Annotated in this window: 9 protein-coding genes; 8 read left to right on the top strand and 1 reads right to left on the bottom strand. The window is 66.8% G+C overall.

The features are described 5' to 3' along the window. The first annotated feature begins 6 nt into the window (after nucleotides 1–6). From AC1DIQ_RS12910 to AC1DIQ_RS12920, 3 genes are all read left to right on the top strand, one after another. Nucleotides 7–15,459 carry a hemagglutinin repeat-containing protein gene (locus AC1DIQ_RS12910; RefSeq protein ID WP_478050175.1) on the top strand — a complete coding sequence of 5,151 codons (15,453 nt, stop codon included), beginning with the start codon at nucleotides 7–9 and terminating at the stop codon, nucleotides 15,457–15,459. 93 nt (nucleotides 15,460–15,552) lie between these two features. Continuing rightward, nucleotides 15,553–16,383, top strand: coding sequence for a hypothetical protein (locus tag AC1DIQ_RS12915; RefSeq protein ID WP_478050176.1), 831 nt, complete (start codon nucleotides 15,553–15,555; stop codon nucleotides 16,381–16,383). 877 nt (nucleotides 16,384–17,260) lie between these two features. Next, entirely contained in the window at nucleotides 17,261–17,722 is a 462-nt protein-coding gene (locus AC1DIQ_RS12920; RefSeq protein WP_121044499.1) for a PoNe immunity protein domain-containing protein, read from the top strand. A 544-nt stretch (nucleotides 17,723–18,266) separates the two neighbouring features. On the opposite strand, the gene AC1DIQ_RS12925 is transcribed toward AC1DIQ_RS12920, so the two are convergent. After that, a complete protein-coding gene (locus AC1DIQ_RS12925; RefSeq protein ID WP_478050177.1) occupies nucleotides 18,267–19,718 on the bottom strand; it encodes a hypothetical protein in 1,452 nt (483 codons plus the stop codon). A gap of 297 nt (nucleotides 19,719–20,015) precedes the next feature. Between AC1DIQ_RS12925 and AC1DIQ_RS12930 the strand changes: the two genes are divergently transcribed. The 5 genes from AC1DIQ_RS12930 to AC1DIQ_RS12950 all read left to right on the top strand — a co-directional run bounded on the left by AC1DIQ_RS12930 (nucleotide 20,016) and on the right by AC1DIQ_RS12950 (nucleotide 25,185). Beyond that, nucleotides 20,016–20,762 (top strand): N-acetylmuramoyl-L-alanine amidase, encoded by a 747-nt coding sequence (locus AC1DIQ_RS12930; RefSeq protein ID WP_121044537.1) that lies wholly within the window; start codon nucleotides 20,016–20,018, stop codon nucleotides 20,760–20,762. 41 nt (nucleotides 20,763–20,803) lie between these two features. Then, on the top strand, nucleotides 20,804–21,931 hold the full coding sequence (gene mltA, locus AC1DIQ_RS12935) for a murein transglycosylase A (RefSeq protein ID WP_478050241.1): 1,128 nt from the start codon (nucleotides 20,804–20,806) through the stop codon (nucleotides 21,929–21,931). 91 nt (nucleotides 21,932–22,022) lie between these two features. Beyond that, a complete protein-coding gene (locus AC1DIQ_RS12940; RefSeq protein ID WP_293980974.1) occupies nucleotides 22,023–23,081 on the top strand; it encodes a two-component system sensor histidine kinase NtrB in 1,059 nt (352 codons plus the stop codon). Beyond that, the gene (ntrC, locus tag AC1DIQ_RS12945) at nucleotides 23,074–24,525 is read left to right on the top strand and encodes a nitrogen regulation protein NR(I) (RefSeq protein ID WP_121044485.1); all 1,452 of its coding nucleotides are present in this window, start codon (nucleotides 23,074–23,076) and stop codon (nucleotides 24,523–24,525) included. Before AC1DIQ_RS12940 ends, ntrC begins: the two co-directional genes overlap by 8 nt. 93 nt (nucleotides 24,526–24,618) lie before the next feature. Next, entirely contained in the window at nucleotides 24,619–25,185 is a 567-nt protein-coding gene (locus tag AC1DIQ_RS12950) for a superoxide dismutase family protein (RefSeq protein ID WP_259260601.1), read from the top strand. The last annotated feature ends 6 nt before the right edge of the window (nucleotides 25,186–25,191 follow it).

The following is a 25,191-nucleotide window of genomic DNA, read 5'->3' on the forward strand; positions in this document are numbered from 1 at the left end:
AACGCCGTGAATCGAGTCTATCGCCTGGTTTTCAACCGTACCCTGGGTGTCATGCAGGTCGCCTCCGAACTGGTGACCGCACCCCGCGGGGGCTGCGATGCGCGCGGCGGCAACACGATGGCCACGCTGCGGCCGATGAGCTTCGCGCTGTGGCTGGTGCTCGGCTGGGTGGGCCTGGTGCAGCCGCTGTCGGCGCAGCAGGTGCCCGATGCCGGCCGCATCATCGCCGACCCCGGCGCACCGGCCCAGCAGCGGCCCACGGTGGTGACCTCGGCCAACGGCACGCCGCAGGTCAACATCACCACGCCCAGCGCGGCCGGTGTCTCGCGCAACCAGTACCAGCAGCTCGATGTCGGCCGCCAGGGCGTCATCCTCAACAATTCGCGCACGGACGTGCAGACGCAGATCGGTGGCTGGGTGCAGGGCAATCCCTGGCTGGCCACCGGCACCGCGCGCGTCATCCTCAATGAGGTCAACGGCAGCAACCCCAGCCATCTCAACGGGTATGTCGAAGTGGCCGGGGCCCGGGCCCAGGTGGTCATCGCCAACCCGGCCGGCATCCAGATCGATGGCGCCGGCTTCCTCAATGCGAGCCGGGTCACCCTGACCACCGGCACGCCCATCCTCAACAACGGCGCGCTGGAAGGCTACCGGGTCCAGGGCGGCGCGATCCGCGTGTCCGGTGCGGGCCTGGATGCCAGCCTGACCGACTACACCGACATCATCACCCGCTCGCTGCAGGTCAACGCCGGTATCTGGGCCAACCAGCTGCAGGCCAGCCTGGGCACCAACGTGGTCAGTGCCGACCACAGCAGCGTGACCGCCCAGACCCCCACCGGCGGTGCGCCGGCCTTCGCGCTGGATGTCGGCGCGCTCGGGGGCATGTATGCCAACCGCATCTGGCTGGTCGGCAACGAGCATGGCGTCGGCATGAGCAACGCCGGCAAGATCGGCGCGCAGGCCGGCGAACTGGTGGTCACCGCCGATGGCCGGCTGGAGAACACCGGTGCGCTGCACGCGCAGCAGGACACCCGGATCACCGCCGCCGGCGGCGTGGCCAATGCGGGCACGCTCAGCGCCGAGCGCGAACTGCGCGTGCAGACGCCCGCCGATCTGGACAACAGCGGCGGCACCCTCAATGCCCGCCGCATCGAGGTGAACGCCGATGCGCTGCGCAACCGCGGCGGCAGTATCGAGCAGGTGGGCAGCCAGACGCTGCAGTTGAGCGGCGCGGACATCAGCAACGAGCAGGGCCGGATCGGCACGGTGGCCAGCACCTCGCCGGGGCAGGAAACCGGCGGCGGCACTACCGGACAGCCCGGCAGCGGCGGTACGCCCGGCACCGGCACGCCCACGCCGGGCCAGGGCGGCACCGGCGGTACCACGCCGCCCACCCCCACCGCCCCGCTGGCGGCAGGCGCGCTCAACATCGCCACCTTGCTGGACAACGATGGCGGTGCCATCGATGCCACCGGCATCCTCCAGCTGAGCGCCCGCAACAGCCTGGACAACAGCCGCGGCACGCTGGGGGTACAGACCCTGCAGGTGCAGGGCGAAGCGCTGCGCAATGTCGACGGCCGGCTGGAGGTGCAGGGAGCGGCCTCGGCCCAGGTGCAGACGCTGGACAACAGCGGCGGCCACCTGGCGCTGGCGCAGACCTTCCAGCTGCAGGCACAGTCGCTGTTCAACCGCGGCGGCACCCTCGCGCACGGTGGCAGCGCGGCCACCACCTGGTCCATCGGCACGCTGGACAACAGCGACGGCAGCCTGGCCAGCAACGCCACCACCTTCGGCCTGGACCTGGGCCATCTGATCAACACCCGCGGCAGCCTCAGCCATGCGGGCAGCCACGGGCTGCAGCTGCGCGCTGATCGCCTGGACGGTGTGCAGGGCACCATCGCCACCGCCGGCGACATCGCCCTGCAGCTGGGCAGTGCCGACCACCGCAAGGCGCAGTTGATCGCCAACCAGGTGAGCCTGACCGCCGGCGACGTCGACAACCGCGGCGGGCGGGTGCTGTCCACCGGGCAGCGGGCCAGCACGCTCACCGTGCAGGGCACGCTGGACAACGGCGATGGCGGCACCCTGGCCAGCAATGGCGATCTGCAGATCACCGCAGCGCAGTTGGGCAATGCCGGCGGCACCGTGCAGCAGGCCGGCACCGGCAGCCTGCGTATCGATGCGGTCAACCTGCAGGGCCAGGGCGGCACCGTGCTCAGCAATGGCAGCCTGGTGGTACAGGGCGACACCACCAACCTGCGCGATGGCACCACCTCCGCGCAGCGCATCGTGATCACCACCGGCGATCTGATCACTGCCGGTGGCACGCTCACCTCGGCCGGCACCGAGGTACTGGACCTGCAGGTGGGCCGCACCCTGGACAACACCGGGGGCACGCTGGGCAGCAACGGCGCGCTGGCCATCGACAGCACCACCTTGATCAACACCGGCGGCAAGCTGATCGCCGCGGGCACCGGGCAGACCACGCTGCACGCCAGCGAGGCCCTGCACAACCAGGGCGGCACGCTCTCCAGCAATGGCGACCTGCGCATTGATGCCGGCCGTCTGCTCAATGGCGGCGGCAGCATCGATCATGCCGGCAACGGCGCGCTGCAGATCACCACGGCCACCCTGAGCGGCGGCGAAGGCAACATCGCCAGCAACGGCCTGCTGCAGTTGCAGGCGCAGACAGTGGACCTGCACAAGGCCACGACCCGCGGCCGCGAGGTCGACATCCGTGCCGGCGCGCTGGACAACACCGGCGGCACCCTGCTCTCGCTGGGCGAGCAGGCCATGCAGCTGCGCATCCGTGGCAGCCTGGTCAATGACGGCGGCACCCTGACCGCCAACGGCGCGCAGCAGATCGAGGCGGGCGCGCTGTCCAACCGGGCCGGCGCGCTGAACGCGGCCGGCACCGCCGATACCCGCCTGATCGTGGCCGGCACGCTGGACAACACCGGTGGCACCGTGGCCAGCAATGCAGGCGCACTGCAGCTGCAGGCAGGTGCCCTGGTCAATGCCGATGGCACGATCAGCCATGCCGGTCAGAACGGGCTGTCCATCACCACCGGCCGGCTGGACGGTCAGCGTGGCCGCATCGGCACCGCCGGTGCGCTGGAGCTCAGCGCCGGAGCCGTCGACCATCGCGGCGCGTCCGTGGCCGCCGAGCAGCTGGACATCACCGCGCAGTCGCTGGACAACCGCGGTGGCAGCATCATCGCCACCGGCACCGCCGTCAACACGCTGCAGGTCACCGGCACGCTGGACAACGGCGATGGCGGCACCCTGGCCAGCAATGGCGATCTATCCATCAGCGCCAACACCCTCGGCAACGCCGGCGGCACGATCCAGCAGGCCGGCACCGGCACCCTGGCCATCAAGGTGGACACGCTCAACGGCCACGCCGGCACGCTGCTCAGCAACGGCGCGCTCGACCTGCAGGGCGACACGCTGGATCTGCGCAATGGCACCACCTCGGCACAGCAGATCCGCATCGACAGCGAGCGCCTGATCACCGCCGGTGGTCAGCTCAGCGCACTGGGCACCCAGGCACTGCAGGTGCAGGCACGCACCCTGCTGGACAACAGTGGCGGCACCCTCGGCAGCAACGGCGCGGTGGACATCAACGCCGGCCGCTTCATCAATGACCACGGCAAGCTCATCGCCACTGGCGAGGCCGCCTCGCAGGTGCACGTGGCCCAGCTGCTGGACAATACCGGCGGCGCGATCTCCGGCAATGGCGATCTGCGGATCGAGGCCGAGGTGCTGCGCAATGCCGATGGCACCCTGGTCGCGGCCGATGCGCTGCACCTGCAGGGCGAAACGCTGGACCTGCGCGATGGTGCGGTGGGCGCCACGCAGATCACCGTGCAGGCCGGCAGCCTGGACAACACCGGTGGCACGCTCAGCGCCACCGGCACGGCGGACATGCACCTGCAGGTGCGCGAGCAGCTGACCAACGATACCGGCACGATCGCCGCCAACGGTGCCCAGCGCATCGAGGCCGGCGCGCTGTCCAACCGGGGTGGCACGTTGAGCTCGGCTGGCACCGGCAACAGCCAGATCCACGTGACCGGTCAGCTGGACAACAGCAAGGGCGTGATCGCCAGCAACGCCGCTGCACTGGAGGTGGCATCGGGCAGCCTGCGCAACATCGACGGCACCCTCAGCCATGCCGGCACCCAGGGGCTGACCCTGAGCACCGGGCAGTTGCTGGGCCAGGACGGCCACATCGTCACCGCCGGCGGCCTCACGCTCACCGCGGGCGAGGTGGACCACCGCGGCGCGACCCTGCAGGCCACGCAGATCGCGCTGGCGGCACAGGCGTTCGACAACCGCGGCGGGCAACTCGTGGCCACGGGCACCCAGGCCAACCACATCGACGTGGCCGGCGCCCTGGACAACGGTGACGACGGCCTGATCGCCAGCAATGGCGACCTGACCCTCAACGCAGCCCTGCTCGGCAATGCCGGCGGTACCGTGCAGCAGGCCGGCAATGGCCTTCTGGCGATCAACGCCGCCACCCTCAACGGTGCGGGCGGCACCCTGCTCAGCAACGGCACGCTGCACGTGCAGGGCGATACCACCGACCTGCGCGCTGGCACCACCTCGGCCCAGCGCATCCGCATCGAGACCGGCGATCTCACCACTGCTGGCGGCACGCTCACCGCCACCAGCACCGATGCACTGGTACTGCAGGCCCGCGACCGGCTGGACAACACCGGCGGCACCGTGGCGACCAATGGTGCGCTGGATCTGCATGCCTCCACGCTGCTCAACACCGGTGGCAACCTGCAGGCCGCAGGGGCCGCCGCGAGCCAGCTGAGCATCGGCCAGGCGCTGCAGAACCGCGGTGGCAAGATCCTCACCAGCGGCGATCTCGACGTCACCGCGGCCAGCCTGGACAACCAGGGCGGCACGGTCCACAGCGCCACCGACCTGAGCGTGGGCGTGGATGGCCTGCTGGACAACAGCAACACCGGCCTGATCGCCAGTGGCGGCGATGCGCAGCTGCGCGCGGGCACGCTGGACAACCGCAGCGGCAGCATCGAACAGGCCGGCGAGGGCCAGCTGCAGATCGATACCGGCACGCTGCAGGGCGCCGGTGGCCGCATCATCAGCAACGGCGCGTTGACCCTGCAGGGCGAAGCACTGGATATCCGCGGTGGTACCACCGCAGCACGCCAGGTCACGGTGACCGCCGGCCGCCTGGACAACGCCGGTGGCACGCTCAGCAGCACCGGCGAGCAGACCATGGTCCTGCAGGTGCGCGACGCGTTGGGCAACGATGGCGGCACCATCGCCGCCAACGGTGCGCAGCAGATCAACACCGGTACGCTGTCCAACGTTGCCGGTACGCTGAGTTCGGCCGGGACCGCAGATACCCACATCGAGGTGGTCGGCCAGTTCGACAACACCCGCGGCACGTTGGCCAGCAACGGCGGCGCCCTGACGGTGCAGACCGGCAGCCTGGTCAATGACACCGGCCGCATCCACCATGCGGGCCGGAATGGCCTCACCCTGCAGACCGGCAGCCTGCAGGGCCAGAAGGGCAGCATCGCCACCGCCGGCACACTGACCCTGCGCGCGGACGCGATCGATCACCGCGACGCCACCCTCAGCGCCGGCCAGCTGGACATCATCGCGACCGCCCTCGACAACCGCGGCGGCACCGTGCTCTCCACCGGCACCCAGGCCAACACGGTGCGGGTGGATGGCACGTTGGACAACGGCGACGACGGTACCCTGGCCAGCAATGGCGACCTGCAGATCACCGCAGCCACCCTCGGCAACGCCGGCGGCACCGTGCAGCAGGCCGGCACCGGCACGCTGAGCATCACCGCGGCGACCCTCAATGGCCACGGCGGTACGCTGGTCAGCAATGGCGCGCTGGCGCTCAGCGGCGACACCACCGATCTGCGCAACGGCACCACCTCGGCGCAGCAGATCCGCATCGACACCGGTGACCTGACCACCGCCGGCGGCAACCTCGTCGCCACCGGCACGGGGCCGCTGGCGCTGAACGTGCGCAACCGCCTGGACAACACCGGCGGCACCTTGGCCAGCAATGGCACGGTGGATCTGCGCGCGGCCACTCTCATCAACAACCAGGGCACGCTGCAGGCGGCTGGCGCGGGCAGCAACCAGCTGCAGCTTGGCCAGGCGCTGGAGAACCGCGGCGGGCGCATTCTCGCCACCGGCGCGACCGTCATCGGTGCGGCCAGCGTAGACAACCGCGGCGGCACCCTGCAGACCGGCGGGGCGTTGACCATCGGCGTGGACGGGCGGCTGGACAACAGCGGCCAGGGTGTCATCGCCAGCGGCGGCGATGCGCACCTCACCGCCGCCACCCTGGACAACCAGACCGGCAGCATCGAGCACGCCGGTGAAGGCACGCTCGCCATCGAGGTGACCGACCTGCACGGTGCGGGTGGCCGCATCGTCGGCAACGGGGCACTGCAACTGAAGGGCGATACGCTCGATCTCAGTGGCGCCACCACCGGCGCGCGTCAGGTCACGGTGACCGCGGGCAGCCTGGACACCAGCAAGGGCACGCTCACCTCCACTGGCACGCAGGCCATGACCCTGCAGGTGGACAGGGCGCTCACCAACAACGGCGGCACCATCGCCGCCAATGGCGCCCAGCAGATCACGGCCGGTTCGCTGTCCAATATCGACGGCACGCTGAGCGCGGCCGGCGCCGGCGATACCCGCATCAACGTGCTCGGCACGTTCGACAACACCCGCGGCGATGTGGCCAGCAATGGCCGCCAGCTGCAGATCGATGCCGCGCGCCTGATCAATGAGGAAGGCACCCTCAGCCACGGCGGCACCCAGTCGCTGACCCTGACGGTCGGCCAGCTCGACGGCGCGAAGGGCACCATCGTCAGCGCAGGCGCACTGGCGCTGCAGGCCGGTGCGGTGGACCACCGCGGTGCCACCCTCAACGCAACCCAGCTGACCGTCCAGGCCGAGTCCTTCAACAACCAGGGCGGCACCGTGCTGGCCACGGGCGGGCAGGCCAGCAGCCTGGACGTCAGCGGCGTGCTCGACAATGGCAACGGCGGCACGTTGGCCAGCAATGGCGACCTGCAGATCACCGCGGCCACCCTCGGCAATGCCGGCGGCACCGTGCAGCAGGCGGGCACCGGCACGCTGGCGATCAACGCTCACACCCTCAACGGCCAAGGCGGCAAGCTGCTCAGCAATGGCAGCCTGGCGCTGATCGGTGAGAACACCGACCTGCGCGATGGCACTACCGCCGCGCAGCGCATCCGTATCGAGACCGGGGAACTGGTCACCGCAGGCGGCACGCTCACCGCCACCGGCACCGACGTGCTGGCGCTGAACGTGCGCGGCCGGCTGGACAACACCGCCGGCACCCTCGCCAGCAATGGCACGCTGGATCTGCGCGCCGCGCAGCTGCTCAACAACCAGGGCACCGTGCAGGCGGCCGGGGCGGGGAGCAATCAGCTGTCCCTCGGCGGTGCACTGGAGAACCGCAGCGGTCGCATCCTGACCACCGGCAACGCCACGGTCACCGCGGCCAGCGTGGACAACCGCGGTGGCACCCTGCACAGCGATGGCAGCTCCACCCTGACGGTCACCGTCGATGGCCTGCTCGACAACAGCGCGCAGGGTACGGTGTCGTCGGGTGGCAACGCGCACATCACCACGCAGTCCCTCAACAATGAAGCGGGCACACTGGCCGCCGGCGCCGCGTTGCAGCTCGATTCGGCCACGCAGGTACGCAACACCGCCGGCCTGATCCAGGCCGGTACCGATCTGCGCGCGACCAGCAACGGCATCGACAACCACAGCGGCCGGATCATCGCCGGCACGGTGGATCTGGATACGCGCGGCTACACCCTGGATAACCGCGCAGGCACCGTGGCCAGCCTCACCGGCGGCGCCGCGCTGCGCACCGGCCTGCTGGACAACAGTGGTGGGCTGCTGCAGTCCGCCGGCAACCTGCACATCAACACGGCCGGCCAGGCGCTGATCAATACGAACGCCAACGGCAACGGCATCAACAGCAGCGGTACGCTGGAGATCCACAGCGGTGCGTTCGACAACCGCGCCGGTGCGGTATTCGGCCAGGGCGCGATCACCGTCAATGCCAGCAGCGTCGACAACACGGCCGGCGGCGCGCTGGTGGGCGCAACCGACCTGACCCTGCGTGCGCAATCGGTGGCCAACGCCGGCGGCAAGATCACGGTGGGTCGCAATGCGGACATCGTCCTGCCCGGCGCGCTGGACAACCGCGGGGGCTTGGTGGCCGCCGGTGGCACGCTCGCCCTGCAGGCGGGCAACATCGATAACCGATACACCCTGAGTGCGCCCACTGGCCCGGCACTGGGCTTGCAGGGCAAGCACCTGCAGCTGGGCACCGGCAGCCTGGACAACCAGCAGGGCCAGATCCTGGCCGACACCCTGGTGGTGCAGGTGGCCGGGCAGCTGAACAACACCGGCGGCCAGATATCCGCGTCTGAAACCTCTGACATCCGCGCCGACAGCATCGCCAACGCCGGCGGTTCACTGGTGGCCGGCAGCAACCAGATCGTGCGCACGCGTGAGATCACCGGTGACGGCAAGCTGCTCTCGCAAGGTGACATGACCCTGGAGCTGGGCCAGAGCCACACCAACACCGGCGAACTCGCCGCCAACGGCACGCTCACCCTCGCCATCCAGGGCAACCTGGACAACCTGGGCAAGCTGCAGGGCGCCGGGGTGAACATCAGCGCCGGCAACATCCACAACGCCGCTTCCGGCGAGATCAGCAGCGTCGGCCTGACCCGGCTGGTGGCCAGCGGTGAGCTGCTCAACCGCGGCCTGTTGGACGGGCGCATCACCCACATCGACGCCGGCACGCTGAACAACATCGGCACCGGCCGCATCTACGGCGACCACATCGCCATCCAGGCCGGCACCCTCAACAACCTGGCCGAAAACGTGGGCGGCGCCCAGCGTTCGGCCACCATCGCCGCACGCCAGCGTCTGGACCTCGGCGTGGGCGTGCTGAACAACCGCGGCCAAAGCCTCATCTTCAGCGATGGCGATGCGGCCATCGGCGGGGCGCTCAACGGGCTGACGGCCGTGGGCAGCGCGCAGCGCATCGACAACCTCAGCTCCACCATCGAGATCGCCGGCAACCTGGACATGTCCGCGCTGGCGGTGAACAACATCCGCGAAAACGTGGTGGTGCAGCAGCAGACCATCCAGCATGGGCCGGTCACGCTCACCCAGCCGGGTTGGTTCAAGAACGGCAACAACACCGCCGGGAATCTGCGCGACACCTCCAACTTCCAGCCCTACGAGGTCTATTACCTCAATCCGGCCGACATCCTGGAAGACACCGCGTACATCACGCCCGACGGCCAGCAGATCCGCCGCGCGGTGGTCCGGCTGACGGCCAGCACCAGCGCCTACTACTTCGCGCGCGGTGGCCTGGACGGCGAGCGCGGCGAGCGCTCGCGCCTGCCCGCGCAGGATGGCACGGTGGTCATCTACTACGTCAGCCGTGCGGACAGCCGCAACAATCCGGACCAGCTGGGCGCCGGGGCCGAAGATCCGTTCCGCGATCTCTCCTTGATGCCGCCGGGAAACCGGCAGTTCCGTTACGACTCGGACACCCTGGCCTACAACAACGCCTACGGCACCTGCACCACCACCTGCGTGCAGTTGATCACCTACCCGGACTACGACAATCCGGAGGCGATGCTGATCAACATGCAGCGCCACACCAGCAACACCAGTGGCAACGAGAAGACCCGCGTCGCCACCCGTACCACCACCGAAGACGTGGTGGTCTCCGCCGGTGCCGATGCGGTGATCAATGCCGGTGGCCACATGCGCATCGCCACCGATGCATTGCGCAACGAGTACGCCAGCATCGCCGCCGGTGGCAACCTGGCCGTGGTCGGGTTGAACGTGGGTGAATCCTCGATCATCAACACCGCCAAGACGCTGTTCCGTACACATAGCTTCAGCAATGTCTCCATCACCTATGGCGGCTCGCGCAGCCAGTGGAATGCCGCGCCGATCTCCGAGCAGATCGGCGTGCTCGGTGCGGGCATCACCGCCGGCGGCAAGCTGAGCATCGATGTCGGCAACCTGCGCAACGAGAACACCGGCCGCGACGCGCCGAACGTGCGCGATGGCGACAGCATGGCCAACCTCAACACCGGTGGGCCGGGCGCAGGCTCGGTCGGCCCGGGCGCAGGCGCGGTGCAGGGACCGGGGCAGAGCAGCGGCCAGGGCGCCGGCCCGGTGAACGCACAGGGGCCGACGGCGGCCGGCGCAGCACACGGTCAAACCGGCAGTGCGGTACAGGGGCCGGGGCACGCCGGTGGCCACATCGCCGATGGCGCGCACGCCCAAGGACCATCTGCGGCCGGTGCCGCACAGGGCGCGGCAGGCCAGGGCCTGCAGGGTGCCGACCGTACCAGCGGCCAGCTGGCCGATGCCGCCAACGCGCAGGGGCCAAGCCAGGTTGGCTCGGCGGGCCCGGGCACGGGCACCGTGCAGGACATCGTGGCCGGGCAGGCAGCACAGGCCACGGCCACCGGCCCGGGGGCCGTGCAGGCCGGTAGCCACGCCGGCAGCGGTGGCAATGCCGCACTGGCCAACAAGCAGGTCGTCGCCGCCGCCGGCAATGACCCGCACGTGGTGGTCACCACCACGCCCAATGCCAGTGCACCCAGCGCCAGCCTGTTCAACGTGGATGCCAACCGCGGCAGCTACCTTGTGGAAACCGACCCGCGCTTTGCCAGCTACCGCAGCTGGCTCAGCTCGGACTACCTGCTGCAGCGCGCCGGCTATGAGCCCTCGCAGACGCAGAAGCGCCTGGGTGACGGTTTCTACGAACAGAAGCTGGTGCGCGAACAGATCGGCGAACTCACCGGCCGCCGCTTCCTCGATGGCCATGCCAGCGACGAAGACCAGTACCGCGCGCTGCTGGAGGCCGGTGCCACCGTCGCCAGTGCGTGGAGCCTGCGCCCCGGCGTGGCGCTGACCGCCGAGCAGATGGCCCGTCTCACCAGCGACATCGTCTGGCTGGTGGAGCAGGACGTCACCCTGGCCGACGGCACCACCGTGCGCGCGCTGGTGCCGCAGGTGTACCTGCGGGTGATGCCGGGCGATCTGGATACCAACGGTGCGCTGCTGGCCGGTGCCGACATCGACATCAAGCTGCGCGGCGACCTGGTCAACAGCGGCGCCATCGCCGGGCGCCAGCTGGTGAGCATCGATGCCGGCAACATCCGCAACGTCAGCGGTGGGCAGATCAGCGGCCAGCAGGTCGGCCTGCAGGCCACCCACGACATCGACATCATCGGCAGCACGGTCACCGCCACCGATGCACTGGGGCTCAAGGCCGGTGGCAACATCACCGTCGCCTCGACCACGCGCGAGTGGCGCGACAACGGCGACCTGCTGGTGCAGCAGACCACCACGCTGGATCGCGTGGCCGGCCTGTACGTGACCAACAAGGACGGCGCCGGCGTGCTCAGCGTCAACGCCGGTGGCAACGTGGAGCTGCGGGCCGCGCAGCTGGCCAACGCCGGGACCGACGGCCTGACCGCCATCGTGGCCGGTGGCGACCTCAGCCTTACCTCGGTGGCCGAGCAGAGCAGCGTTTCGCTCACCCATGACGCCCGCAACTTCAACAGCCAGAGCCAGTCGATCAACATCGGCACCACCATCAGCGGTGCCGGTGATGTGGTGCTCAAGGCCGGCAACGATCTGAACCTGACCGCTGCCAACGTCTCGGCGGCCAACGCACTGGTGGCCCAGGCAGGGCGCGATATCAACAGCGTTGCCGTGGTGGACACGCGCACGTTCGACAGCGGTGCCAAGAGCAGGAACGGCTCGCGCGAGGTCAGTGCCGCCGATGGCTGGGTGCTGGGCAACCAGCTCACCGGTGGCGAAGGCATTGCCCTGCAGGCCGGCCGCGACCTCACCCTGCAGGCCACCACGGTGGACAGCAGCGACGGCGGCGTGCTGCTCTCGGCCGGGCGCAACCTGGCGCTGACCACCGCGCAGGAAACCCACGATCTGGTGGTGGACGAAACCACCCGCAAGAAGAAGACGCTGTCCAGCACCACCACCACCACCCATGACCAGAGCTCGGCCAGCTATGCGGTGGGCAGCACCATCGGTGGCAAGACGGTGGACATGATCGCCGGCAACGATGTGACCATCACCGGCTCCACCGTGCTGGCCGACAACGACCTGCGCATCGCCGCGGCCAACAACATCACCATCGAATCGGCGCAGGACACCTACAGCGAGGCCAGCAGCTTCAGCCAGAAGAAATCCGGCATCACCGGCGGCTTCGGCAATGGCGTGGCCTCGGTGGGGTACAGCAGCTCGCGCAGCAACAATGACAGCGCCACCCAGTCCACCACCCAGGTGGCCTCGGCCGTGGGCTCGATGGACGGCAACGTGCTGATCAATGCCGGCAACCAGCTGACCATCGCGGCCTCCGATGTCGCCGCCGGCAACAACCTCACCCTGGCCGGCAGGGACATCAACCTGATCGCGCGGCAGGACACGCTGGAGACGCAGAGCAGCGCCTCCAGCAAATCCAGTGGCCTCTCGGTGGGGGTGACCTACGATCCCACCAAGGCCTACCGCAGCGCCCGCGATTCCACCACCGACGGCATGGCCGACAGTGGCTCCACCATGGGCAAGATCACCCGCAATGCCGAAGGCGCCGCCTCCGGCCTGCGGGCGGCCACCACCTCCACGGTGATCACCGCGGGCAGCCAGCGCTCCAACAGCAACGAGAGTCACTCCAGCAGTGATGCACGGGTAAGCCAGCTCAGTGCGGGCGGCGACCTCACCCTGATCGCCAACGGCGGCTCGATCTACAGCCAGGGCGCGCAGATGGCGGCCGAGGGCGATGCCCTGCTGCTGGCCACCAAGGACATCGTGTTCGATGTCGCCCACAACACCGAATCCAGCACCAGCCAGAGCAGCGGCAAGGGCTGGGGCATCGCCAACAACACCAGTGGCCTGCCGTTCGGCACCAACAATTCGCGCAGTGAAGGCAGCGGCAGCAGCGACACCATCACCGGTACCCAGCTGTCGGTGGGCGGTGGGGTGCGCATGGCGACCAGTGAGGGGGATATCCGTCTCACAGCCGCCAACATCGTGGCCGAGAAGGACGTGAACATCCACGCCGCGGGCGACCTGACCATCCGCAGTGGCCAGGACACGGTGGGCAACACCAACACCTCGCAGAGCAAGGCGATCGGCACGGTGCAGATCTCCGACACCGAGAAGTTCTCCGGCTGGCACCGTCAGGAGCATGACGATGACAGTGCGCAGGTATCGCAGGTGGCCAGCAATATCGGCAGCCTGGGCGGCAACGTCAACCTGAGCGCTGGCGGCACCTACAGCCAGATTGCCAGCAACGTGGTGTCGGCCAAGGACATCAACATCACCGCCGCGCAGATCGAACTGCTCACCGCCGACGAGGTCGGGCACTCCTCGCAGCGCGATGACGATCTGAAGATCGGCGTGTTCGCGCGGGTGAAGTCGCCTTTCATCGACCTCATCAACAACGTGGATGCGGCCAGACAGTCCGACGGTCGCCTGTCGTCCATGCAGAACATGGCAGCGGCCGCCAATGCGTACCAGGCGGCCAGCGCGATCGCCAACGCGACCGGTGCCGGTGGCAGCGGTGCATTGTTCAATGCCGAAGCCGGTATCGGCTTCAAGACCGCCAACAGCAGTGCGGACAGCAGCAGCGTGGTCTCGCAGGGCTCCACGCTTCAGGCAGGTGGCAACCTCAACCTGACCAGCACCAGCGGTGACATCCATGTGGTGCAGGGCAACCTGAGCGCGGGCAACACGGTGAGCCTGGATTCGGCGCGCGACATCCTGCTGGAAGCCGGTAAAGCGCAGCTTGCCGACCGCAGCAAGAGCAGTAACGCGGGTGCTGAAGTGGGCGTGGGTGTCGCGGTAGGCGCGCAGACCGGCGTGTACGTGTACGCCGAAGCGAGCGTGGGCAGCAGCAAGTCCAACGCGAACAGCACCACCTGGCAGAACGCCACCCTCACCGGCCAGAACATCTCGCTCAAGGCCGAGGGTGACACCACCTTGCGCGGTGCCACCGCGACGGCCGACCGCATCGATGTAAAGACCGGCGGCACGCTGACCATCGAGTCACTGCTGGACGTGGCGGAAAGCATGTCCAAGAACAGCCAGGTGGGCGGCCGGGTGCAGGTGTCGTTCGGCACCGCCTGGAGCGCCGACGGCTACGCCAGCGCGGGCAAGTCCAACGGCAGCTATCAGGGCGTGGGCCAGCAGTCGGGCCTGTTCGCCGGTGATGGYGGSTACCACGTCGATGCCGGCCACGTGAACCTGGTGGGCGGTGCGATTGCCAGCACCAACGCCACCCACAGTGAACTGACCGCGCAGACGCTGACCTTCAGCGACCTGCAGAACCAGATGCAGCACAGCACCAGCTCGGGCGGCATCAGCGGTGGCTACGGCGGGCGGGCAGAGAACTGGAAGCCGACCACGGAKGGTGCCACCCCGAACTTCGGTGGTGGCGTGCCGATGAACGAGAAGGGCGGCGACAGCAGTACCACCTACGCCACGCTGACCGAGGGCAACATCGTCATCGGCGGCCAGAAGGTGACCGCCGCCGAGCTGGGCGTGAACACCGATGCYGCCACGGCGCACCGCGCGATTGAGGCGATGCCCAATGCCGAGCTGCAGCTGGCCAATCAGCAGGCGATGGCSAATGCGATGGGCACGGTGATGGCCACCAGCAAGCAGATTGCTGGGGATATCGGCAACCAGGCAATGCGGGACCTGGAGAATTCCTATCTCTCTACCCTGTCCGATGAGGAGAAGGATCGCTTCAAGAGCCAGAGCGCGGAAGGCAAGTCCAATGAGCTCGCAGCCAGGTTCCCGTACAGCTACAGCGACGCCGTGGCACAGCAGCAGAACTGGGGCATCGGTGGCGACAACAGCCGCGCGCTTGAGGCTGTTACCACGCTGCTGGTGGGTGCTGCCTCCGGGCAGGGCGGCGGCCAAATGGTGGCCAACGCCCTGGCGCCGTATGCGGCGAACCTGATCGGCGACAAGTTCGATACGAACCATGGCAGTGATCCGAACGCTGCACTGCAGCTGCTCTCTCATGCGCTGTTGGGTGCGCTGCTGGCTGAGGCCAATGGTGGTAACGCAGCAAACGGTGCGGGCGCAGCGACCGGCGGTGAACTGGCGGCGAAGCTGCTGACCGAGGCGCTGTATCCTGGCTACACCGGCGAGCTGAATGATCAGCAGAAGCAGACGATTCTGGCGCTGTCGCAAGCGGTGGGCGCGGTGGCTGGTGGGCTTGGTGGGGATGGGCTGGCCGGTGCTGGTTTGGGTAACTTCATCGCCTTGAATGCTACCGAAAATAACTTTCTATCAAAGAGCGATGTAAAGCAGCTCAGTGAGTAGCTCAAGCTGTGCTCAGCGAATGATAATTCGTGCAGGGATGCAGTGGTTGCGGATGCGCAGAGAAGGAGTGATGCGAATAATGAAAGAATAAAAATGTGTTCAACTCTTGAATGTGTAAATGGTTTTATGCCTGAGATTTTTGAGGGTGTGCGCAACTTTGGCGCGCTCTATTCCGGCGACGCTGCTAAGGGTGACAAGGATAAGCTTGCGTTCGGCGCAATATCCGACATCGAAACAAAAGCCCTGCTAGTCGCAGCAAACATGGCAGCGGGAATTCCTATTTATTCGGACTCCGGGCTTAGCAAAGATGAATTTTTAAGAAAAGTGGATGCCTCTGGCTATACTGTCGGCGTCCCCGGAACAAGGTTCCAAGACTTGTTTGCTACCTACGAGGAAGCATTTGGATCAACAAGGCAGCCTCATGAATACGCGACGACATCAGTGGGGTGCGTAACCAGTGCTGTCTCAACCTGCGGAAACGCTGCTTCTCAGTTCGATGCCCTCCGGAGGTATGCGGGGCCAGGGACGGACGGCAAGGGGCTCGCCAACAACGGGGTGGTTAGCTATCTTTCAATTCTTGGCCTGTCCTTGGGGTACGTGACACACTTGATCGACCCTAGCACCAGTAGCCTTATCAATATTACGGTCCCCAATGCTCATGCCCTCGATCCCGGATTCGTCCTTCGACAAGTTGTTCCAGATGGAAAAGGTGGATTCTCGATATCGACTACAGGCTGGGGCACTGGCAGCAGCCCGATGGCGAATTCCAATAGCTGGGCTGACGGACCGGTTTGGTGGCCAAATACAAACGAAATTGGTGGGGACGTTCAAGGGTTCAAATGGCCTTGGCAGGAGACGCAAAAACCGCGTCGCTGCGTTGTAAGTATGAGCATTCAGGGGAAACCGGTTGAGGTGTGTCAATGAGTCAGGAATCTGTGGTGCACAAGGTTGTTGCCGCCCCGCTATGTAGCGGTGTGGCGACTTCAATTGTTTTTGCCCTATCGTCCATCTTGGCCGGAAGGGAGTTGTCTAGCGTTCTCTCTATTGCCCCTCTATTCTTTGTGATCGGCGCCGTTATGGGTGGAATATGTGGAGTTCCATTGGTTCTGCTCCTTGAGTGGAAGGCTTCATCATGGCGATTGAGGTATTTCTTCATGGGCCCTGTTTGTGCCCTATGCGGCTGGCTACTGTTTGAGGGTGCGTTCGCAGGAGGCGCTTGGCAAAAAGTTTGGTCAAGTTCGAGCTTCTGGCTTGAATGGGCACCCAGGCGAGTGCTGGTTTTCTCACTAATTGGGCTTCTTGCAGCATTGCTATTTACTGTGAGCATTTCGCTAGTGACGCATTTCAGGACACGCGGTTCACGGTAGCTGTCCGCAGTCCTCCTCGGAGAAGTGGGCAGAGCAGTACGACCTCGCCGCATTCAGGACCTACGTCCGGACTCAAGGTTTCGTCACATCATTCTTGCTCCGTTCTGTAGCGTACTTGCTTGGCTCGTAATCGAAGGCGCATTTTCGCGGGACGGCTGGCATCGAATCTGGACTAGCGGCAGCTTCTGGATCGATTGGGCACCCAGACGGGTGGCGGTAGCGATTTCAATTGGCCTGCTGACTGGAATCATCTACACCATCATCTGGCCACGGGCGCGCAGAGCCTTTAGGGTGAACCAATAGAAATAGAGCGCCTGAGCACCCTCGGCGTGCGATAGTCGGTTGGCCGCCTAATCATTAGATGATCAAGTGGGGAACTGACAAGCATAGTGAAAATCGTTGGGCGGTCTTAAGAGGCAAGTTCACCGCGTGATTTGAACTCGGCGATCTCTGCGTCCAGCTATGGGAACACCACCCTCACCGGCCAGAACATCTCGCTCAAGGCCGAAGATGTATTATTGGCTGAACCATGTGATAGGCCCGCACTGCTGCTCAGCTATCTGGAAGGCTGGTTCGAAGGACTGGAGGGCGCTGGATGTGGAGATCTGGATCGAGCGTTCAGAACCCCGTACTGGTGGAAGTTGTGTGCAGATGAAGCGCATGTAATGAAGGGTGGTTACTTCGGCTGTTGGTCTGTCGAGGCTGCCGTGGTGGCGAAGGCGCTGGCGATTGATGACGATGCTTGCCTGACGCATGTGAACTATCCGGTTGACCTGCTTGCTGACGGGCGCAGCCCTCGATACGTAGACATTGCGTCGCCATTTGAACCGGCGGTCGAAGCTGATGATCTCGCGCAGAGAAAGAGCTGGCTTTCCAGGATTCTAAAAAGAAAGTGACGCAATCGAAGAACGCCAAGCAAGGCGCAAGGAGGGCACATGGATGAGGATCGATGACAAATTGCGCCTTTGAGTGCTGCAATGAGTCGGAACTGCCTGCGGAACTAGAGCATCGCGTTGCCGGATTTGGCTTGCGGCCCGTGGTCGGCTCGATGAGGATGTCCTAAATGATGCAACGTTCTTACATTTTTTCCTGGATAGTGTGCTTGACCAGCTTGGCGGCAGTGCTGACCAACTACGTAATGAGCTACAGCTTCCTTGGCTGCGACGGCAGAGGTTCGTTCTCGCTCGCGCTATGTCATTTTCTGCGCCCTTGCATGGATGCTTTTCTACTCATCGCTTTTGTATCGCTCCCTGTACTGACTCTCGCCCTGATTGTGCGTGTCGCTATGTCCGGTCGGTTCCGTCGGTGGGAGACGCTTCTTGCAACGGGATCGCTGCTCCTGTTCGCGGCAAGTGCAACGTTCTTCCCATCTTCATAGGTGAGCAGCCACGTAATCCTGTGGGCGGGATACACCGCGGGGGGCGGTCAGGATAAATAGTCTCAGCGGCCCGGGCTGTCGACGTCGCTGGCGCTGATCGGCTCAAGTATCCACCTGCCTTCCGTATCGACGCTCACGTCTACCGTGAACTCACCCTCCAGACTGTCACTGGCCAGCAGCAGCCGCGTGCCATCGAGCAGGAATTCCTCTGGCTGCAGCACGATGGTGAACACACCGTCGGTCGCACCGCCCACCATCGCGCGGTTGCGAACCAGTAGATAGCCGTCGCCGACGATATAGCCGCCCACGATGGATCCCGTCATGGGGGGGGCGCCTTCCCCGCGAAACTCACCGGTGAGGTGCGGATTCGTTTCTTTGCGGGCCTCCTCGACGGCATCCACCAAGCGCGGGTCAGCCACCAGGCGATAGGGCGAGGGAATCAAAAGGCGTGCGGCGCTGGAGCCCATGTAGAGGTCGAGCAGCGGCTGCAGATGTGCGCCGCGCTCACTGTTCAATTCCTCGACCAATGCCTGGTTGCTGGCGTCAATCTCAGGGACCGGATGGATATCGCCAGTGACTGGATACAGGGCAAGCAACATATCAAGCGGACTGCGCCCGGCAGCCACATCCATCTGCCAGTGCTGTCGGGTTGTTTCGAGCAGCGCACCTGCAAGGCTGCCCAGCAGATACGTCTGGTACCCATGGCCGCGGGTGAAATTGGGCTGCAATCCAGCATGCCACGGAAAGACGTAGCGCAGCGACTGGCGAATCCGTGCATCACGATCGGTTGGGTCAGCGATGTCAGCGGCGGCCAGCAGCTGCAGCTCGGCATACTGCGCCATGCCTTCGATGATCTCCTGGCTCGTCATCTCAGTCACGCTTCCATGGACGTCTGCAAAGGCCTGATACCACGTGGAGGCGTGGCGCAGGTGCTGGCTCTGCTCGGCCGGCTGCGCCAGGGCCCGGTGCATTGCATCGTACAGATGCGCTCGCTGCCTTGACCACGACGCGGTGACGGGGTACTCGGCGAAACCATTGGCGCGCGGTGCGACCCATCGGCTTCTCATCTGGAAGTCATGGAACTTCTCGTGAGTGGCCAGCCGAAAGATCCGACGTGCCGGCTCGGTGTCGCCGGGAAAGATGGGCGATGGTGGGCCGCTCACGGCCGCATCCAGCTGGATGACCACTGCGCGACGTCCCGCGACATCGGCAAAGAAGAACACCCAATCGGGGAACCCAGGTGCCAAGGGGTCAATCACGCTGCGATCCAGTTCGCGTTGGCCGTCAGTCGTCACTTCGACCGCCCGATTCTCGAACAGCAGCACTGCGGATTGCGCATCGAAGTCCGCACCCGGCCAGATATCGGGGGCAAGAGGCCACGATCTGGCTACCATTGCCTGCACCTCGTCCACAATGTTGCTCGGATCGTATGCGTTCGCCGCGGTGGGGTTCGAGGTGACAAGCACGCCTATCCCGACGAGGCACACCATCATGTCTGTCATCCATCCTTTCATGCATTGACTCCTCATTTGGTCCATCGCGTGTTACGACCTCGAACCCGACAGCGGTCGTGCGGAACGGGTGATCCAGCGGACTCTGAGGGCTGATGCCTGTGGTCGACAGTCGGGAAAGTCTGAAAGGCCCTAGATAGCGATACACATCCCACATTGAGGTGGGAGAATCTCGATGATCGCAATCAGAAATCCGCTGCCTAGTGGTGTCGTCAATCCACAGCTTGGATGCGGTGTTGGCCGGTTGTCCTCACGGCGGGCGCACTTGCAAGGATGCGCAAGGTGACGTGCAATGCGACCATGACCCTCAATCGATTCCTAGTGTCGGCGATGGTGCTGGTGTTGTCCGCCTGCGCCAGTACCACCGTCCGCAGCCCGCTCGCCAGCTGGGTGCCGTCGCCGAACCACAACGTGCGCGCGCCGGTCGTTATCGTCCTGCACCACACCGATCAGCATTCCGTGCAGGAGAGCCTGGATACGCTGCGTAGTGCCAACAGCGGCGGCAAGGTCAGCTCGCACTATCTGGTCGGGGCCGATGGCCACATCTACCAACTGGTGGGCGATGACCGGCGCGCCTGGCATGCCGGTCCCGGGCGCTGGGGCACCATCACCGATCTCAACTCGGCCTCGATCGGCATCGAGATCGACAACGACGGCGACACGCCGTTCGCATCGGCACAGATCGCGGCCTTGATCCGCCTGCTGGATGACCTGTGCACGCGCCTGCGCATCCCGCGCAGCCAGATCATCGCGCATGCCGATCTGGCCCCGTCGCGCAAGCAGGATCCCAGCCGTTTCTTCCCGTGGCAGCAGCTGGCCGAAGCCGGTTTCGGCGTATGGCCGCGCGCGACCGATGGCCCGGCGCCGATGGGCTTCGATCCCTGGATGGCCCTTCAGACCTTCGGTTACCCGATGGACGACCGGGCGGCGGCCGTCGGCGCCTTCCATCGCCGCTTCCGCGGCCGCGACGATCTGCCCGCAGATCTCGATGCCGAAGACGCCCGCATCCTGCACTCGCTGCTGTTGCAACAGGAACGCCGCCCATGAAGTTCACGGCCGTCCTCTCCGTACTCAAGCACGCCGCGCTGATGGGCGTGGGATTGGCGCTGTTGAGTGCCTGCGCGGTCGCGCCGCAGCGCCCGGCATCACCGCCGGTGCAAACCAGCACCTACGCGAAGGCAAACTGGAACGCATTGCCCGCCGTCGCGGATGCCGATCTGCAGGCTGGCTTCGCGGCCTGGCGCAGTGCCTGCCCGCGCCTGAAGACGGAGGCCAACTGGGCACCCACCTGCGCAGCGGCGGCCAACGTTGCCACCACACCGGCCGGCATCCGCCAGTTCTTGCAGGCCAATCTCGACGTCTATGCGCTGCGTGCCGCCGGCAACCGGGCCGACGGCCTGATCACCGGCTACTACGAGCCGATCTATGCCGGCAGCCTCACCCGCACCGCGAAGGCATCGGTGCCGGTGTACGGCGTGCCCGACGACATGGTCAGCGTCCAGCTCGACAGCCTTTACCCCGAACTCAAGGGCAAGCGCCTGCGCGGCCGCGTGGAGGGGCGCGTGCTCAAGCCGTATGACGATGCAGCGCGGATCGCCACGAACGGCGTCAAAGCCCCCGTATTGGCCTGGCTGACCAGCCCGATGGACCTGCAGTTCCTGCAGATCCAGGGCTCCGGTCGCGTGCAGCTGGCCGATGGTCGTCAACTGCGGATCGCCTACGCCGACCAGAACGGCCATCCCTACCGCCCGATCGGCCGCTGGCTGGTGGAGCAGGGTGAGTTGAAGCAGGCCGACGTGAGCATGGCCGCCATCCGCGCCTGGGCCGATGCCCATCCCGCACGCGTGCCCGAGCTGCTGGCCAGCAACCCCAGCTATGTGTTCTTCACCCGTGGCCCGGACAGCGATGACGGCCCGCGCGGCTCATTGAACGTGCCGCTGACCCCCGGCTACAGCGTCGCCGTGGACCGCAACGTCGTGCCGCTGGGCAGCCTGTTGTGGCTGTCCACCACGCGGCCGGACGGTACCGCGCTGGTGCGCCCGGTCGCCGCGCAGGACACCGGCGGTGCCATCACCGGCGAAGTGCGCGCGGACCTGTTCTGGGGCACTGGCGATGTCGCCGGCGAGCTGGCCGGGCACATGAAGCAGAAGGGCACGATCTGGATGCTGTGGCCGAAGGGTGTGGCGTTGCCGAAGGCGCCCGACCCCGCCAACTGACGGCGGGTGCACGCTGCCCGGGCGTTTGCCAGCGCGCCGCTGCGCGCAGCACAAGATCAACACGCCTGCCGTTTTGCACTACATTGGTGCAATGACCACCGCGCTCCTGCCCCCCGCCCTCGACGCCCTCGGCACTCCGGTTGCCTGGGCCGACGCCAGCGGCCGTGTGGTGGGCTGCAATCCGGCCTTCGCCCGCTGGCTGGGTGTGAGCGTGCGCCGCCTGCTGGGCCAGCCGCTGGCCTCGCTGGAGGCCCAGGGCGACGCCTTGGCTCACTTCCTGGCCCGCGATGAGCGCGACACCCTGCGCCTGCACCGGCTGGCCTTGGCGCTGCCTGGCGATGCACCCCGTTTTGCCGAGGGGTGGCTCAGCCGCTGGGACGAGGGCGGCTGGCTGCTGGAGGCGCATCCGGTCGATGAATTCCCGGGGTTGGACCCCACCCAGGCGCTGCCCAGCGCGCTCAGTGCCGCGCTCAAGGGCCTGGCCCACGAGCTGCGCAATCCGCTGGCCGGCCTGAAGGGTGCGGCCCAGCTGCTGGCACGCCGCAACGCGCAACGCGATCCGGACGAGCGTGAACTGATCGAGCTGATCGGCTCGGAGATCGAACGCCTGAACGGCCTGCTCGAGCAATTGCTGTCACCCGCGCCGGCCGCGCCACATGCACCGCTCAACATTCATGCCTCGCTGGAACGCGTACTGCGCCTGGCCGAGAGCGAGGGTGGCTGGGCGGTCCGGATCCAGCGCGATTACGACCCCAGCATTCCCGAGTTCGATGGCGATGCGGACCGGCTCACCCAGGCGGTGTGGAACCTGGTCCGCAATGCGATCCAGGCAGGTGCGGGCACCGTCACCCTGCGCACGCGTGTGGAGCACGGCGTACGCATCACCGATCAGCTGCATCCGCTGGCGCTGCGGCTGGAAATCGCCGATGACGGCCGTGGCGTGCCCGAAGACCTGGCCGAGCATCTGTTCCTGCCGCTGGTCAGTGGCCGCGCCGAGGGCACCGGGCTGGGCCTGGCGCTGGCCCAGCAGGTCGCGCGCGAGCACCGCGGCACCCTGACTTACCGCTCCCGCCCGGGCCATACCGTATTCACTGTGCTGCTGCCGATCGGGCAGGGCACCCCCGCCGAGGACACTGCCGCCCATGGCTGACCAGGTCGACACCACCGCCCAGCGCGTCTGGGTGGTCGACGATGACCGCGCGGTGCGCTTCGTGCTGTGCACCGCGCTGCGCGAGGCCGGCTACCGCGTCGAAGGGTTCGACGGAGCGGCTGCCGCGCTGGCGATGCTGGCCGAACAGGCGCCGCCGGATCTGCTGTTCACCGATGTCCGCATGCCCGGCGATGATGGTCTGGTCCTGCTGGACAAGCTCAAGGCGGCGCATCCGCAGTTGCCGGTGATCGTGATGTCGGCCTATACCGATGTGGCGAGCACGGCCGGTGCCTTCCGCGGCGGTGCACAGGAGTTCCTGTCCAAGCCATTCGATCTGGATGACGCGGTCGCGCTGGCGCAGCGCGTCCTGCCGGCCCCGGATGTCACCCTGGCCGAGCCGAGCGAGACCGCCAGCGCGACGCCGCCGGATCAGCGCCCGCAGTTGGTCGGCGATACGCCGGCGATGCGCGCGCTGTTCCGCGCCATCGGGCGCTTGGCGCAGGCACCGCTGTCGGTGCTGATCAACGGCGAAACCGGCACCGGCAAGGAACTGGTCGCGCATGCGCTGCACCACGAGTCGCCGCGCGTGCAGGGCCCGTTCGTCGCGCTCAATACCGCGGCGATTCCCTCCGAACTGCTGGAAAGCGAACTGTTCGGCCATGAGGCGGGCGCGTTCACCGGTGCACAGCGTCGCCATATCGGCCGCTTCGAGCAGGCCAATGGCGGCACCTTGTTCCTGGATGAAATCGGCGACATGCCGTTGCCGCTGCAGACGCGCCTGCTGCGCGTGCTGGCCGAGGGCGAATTCTTCCGCGTGGGCGGGCGCGAGCTGATCCGCGTCGATGTGCGCGTGATCGCTGCGACCCATCAGGATCTGGAAACGCTGGTGGCGCAGGGGCGCTTCCGCGCCGATCTGCTGCACCGGCTGGATGTGGTGCGGCTGCGGTTGCCGCCGCTGCGCGAGCGTCGCGACGATGTCGCGCAGCTGGCCGAGACCTTCCTGGCCGCGGCCGCACACAAACTCGATACGCCGCCCAAACGACTGACTGCTGCTGCGTTGCAGGCGCTGCGCGAACACGATTGGCCCGGCAACGTGCGCGAGCTGGAGAACGTCTGCTGGCGCATGGCCGCGCTGGCGGCGGCCGACAGCATCGGCGTGGCCGATGTGGACAGCGCACTGCACCGCGGTGCGGGTGCGCCGCGCTCGCGCAGTGCCGGTGATCCGGGGCAGTGGGAAACGCTGCTTTCGGCGTGGGCGCGCCAGCGTCTGGCCGAAGGTGCCGAAGGCCTGCACGCGCAGGTGCGCGACCGGGTCGACCAGGCGCTGCTCGAAGCGGCCCTGCAGATCACCCATGGCCGCCGTGCCGAGGCCGCCGCGCGGCTGGGCATGGGCCGCAACACCCTCACCCGCAAGCTCGGCGCCGGCCGCCGTCGCGGCGGATGAGCCGCATGTCCACACCGCGTGTGCGCCATGTCCGGGCCGCTTTCATGGCCCGTGGACGAGCACGCGGTTAGTTTGCAACCAAGGAGTCTTCCCATGCGCAGTTCCCAAGTCGTCCTCGCTGCGGTGATCGCGGTCGGTCTGGCCGCCTGCGGCAGCACACCGCCGCCGCGCCCGGTCGCCCCCGTCGTACCGGTGGTCAGCACCGCGCAGATGGCCGAATCCAATCTGTCGCCGGCCTCGGCCAGTCTGGTCAGTGGACGCCTGGCGCTGGTGCCGGACGCCCGTGGCGTGCACATCACCGGTGTCATCGGTGGTCTGCAGCCGCTGCAGGTGGCCGGGTTCCACGTGCATGAGCGCGGCGACTGCAGTGCAGTGGATGCCAGCAGCGCCGGTGCGCATTTCAATCCTGCCGGGCAACCGCATGGCCGCAACAGTGCCGGTGCGCATCACGCCGGTGACATGGACAACCTGCGCGCCGATGCGCAGGGCCGCGTCAACGTGGACATCCGCCTGCCAGCGGTTACCCTTGGCGGCGGCGCAGCCACCGATATCGCCGGACGTGCGCTGATCGTGCACGCCAACGCCGACGATTACCGCAGCCAGCCGGCCGGCAACGCCGGTGCCCGAATTGCCTGCGGCGTCATCCGGGTCGTGCGCTGATCGCGC

It is taken from the genome of Stenotrophomonas sp. 05L413 (assembly GCF_056397945.1).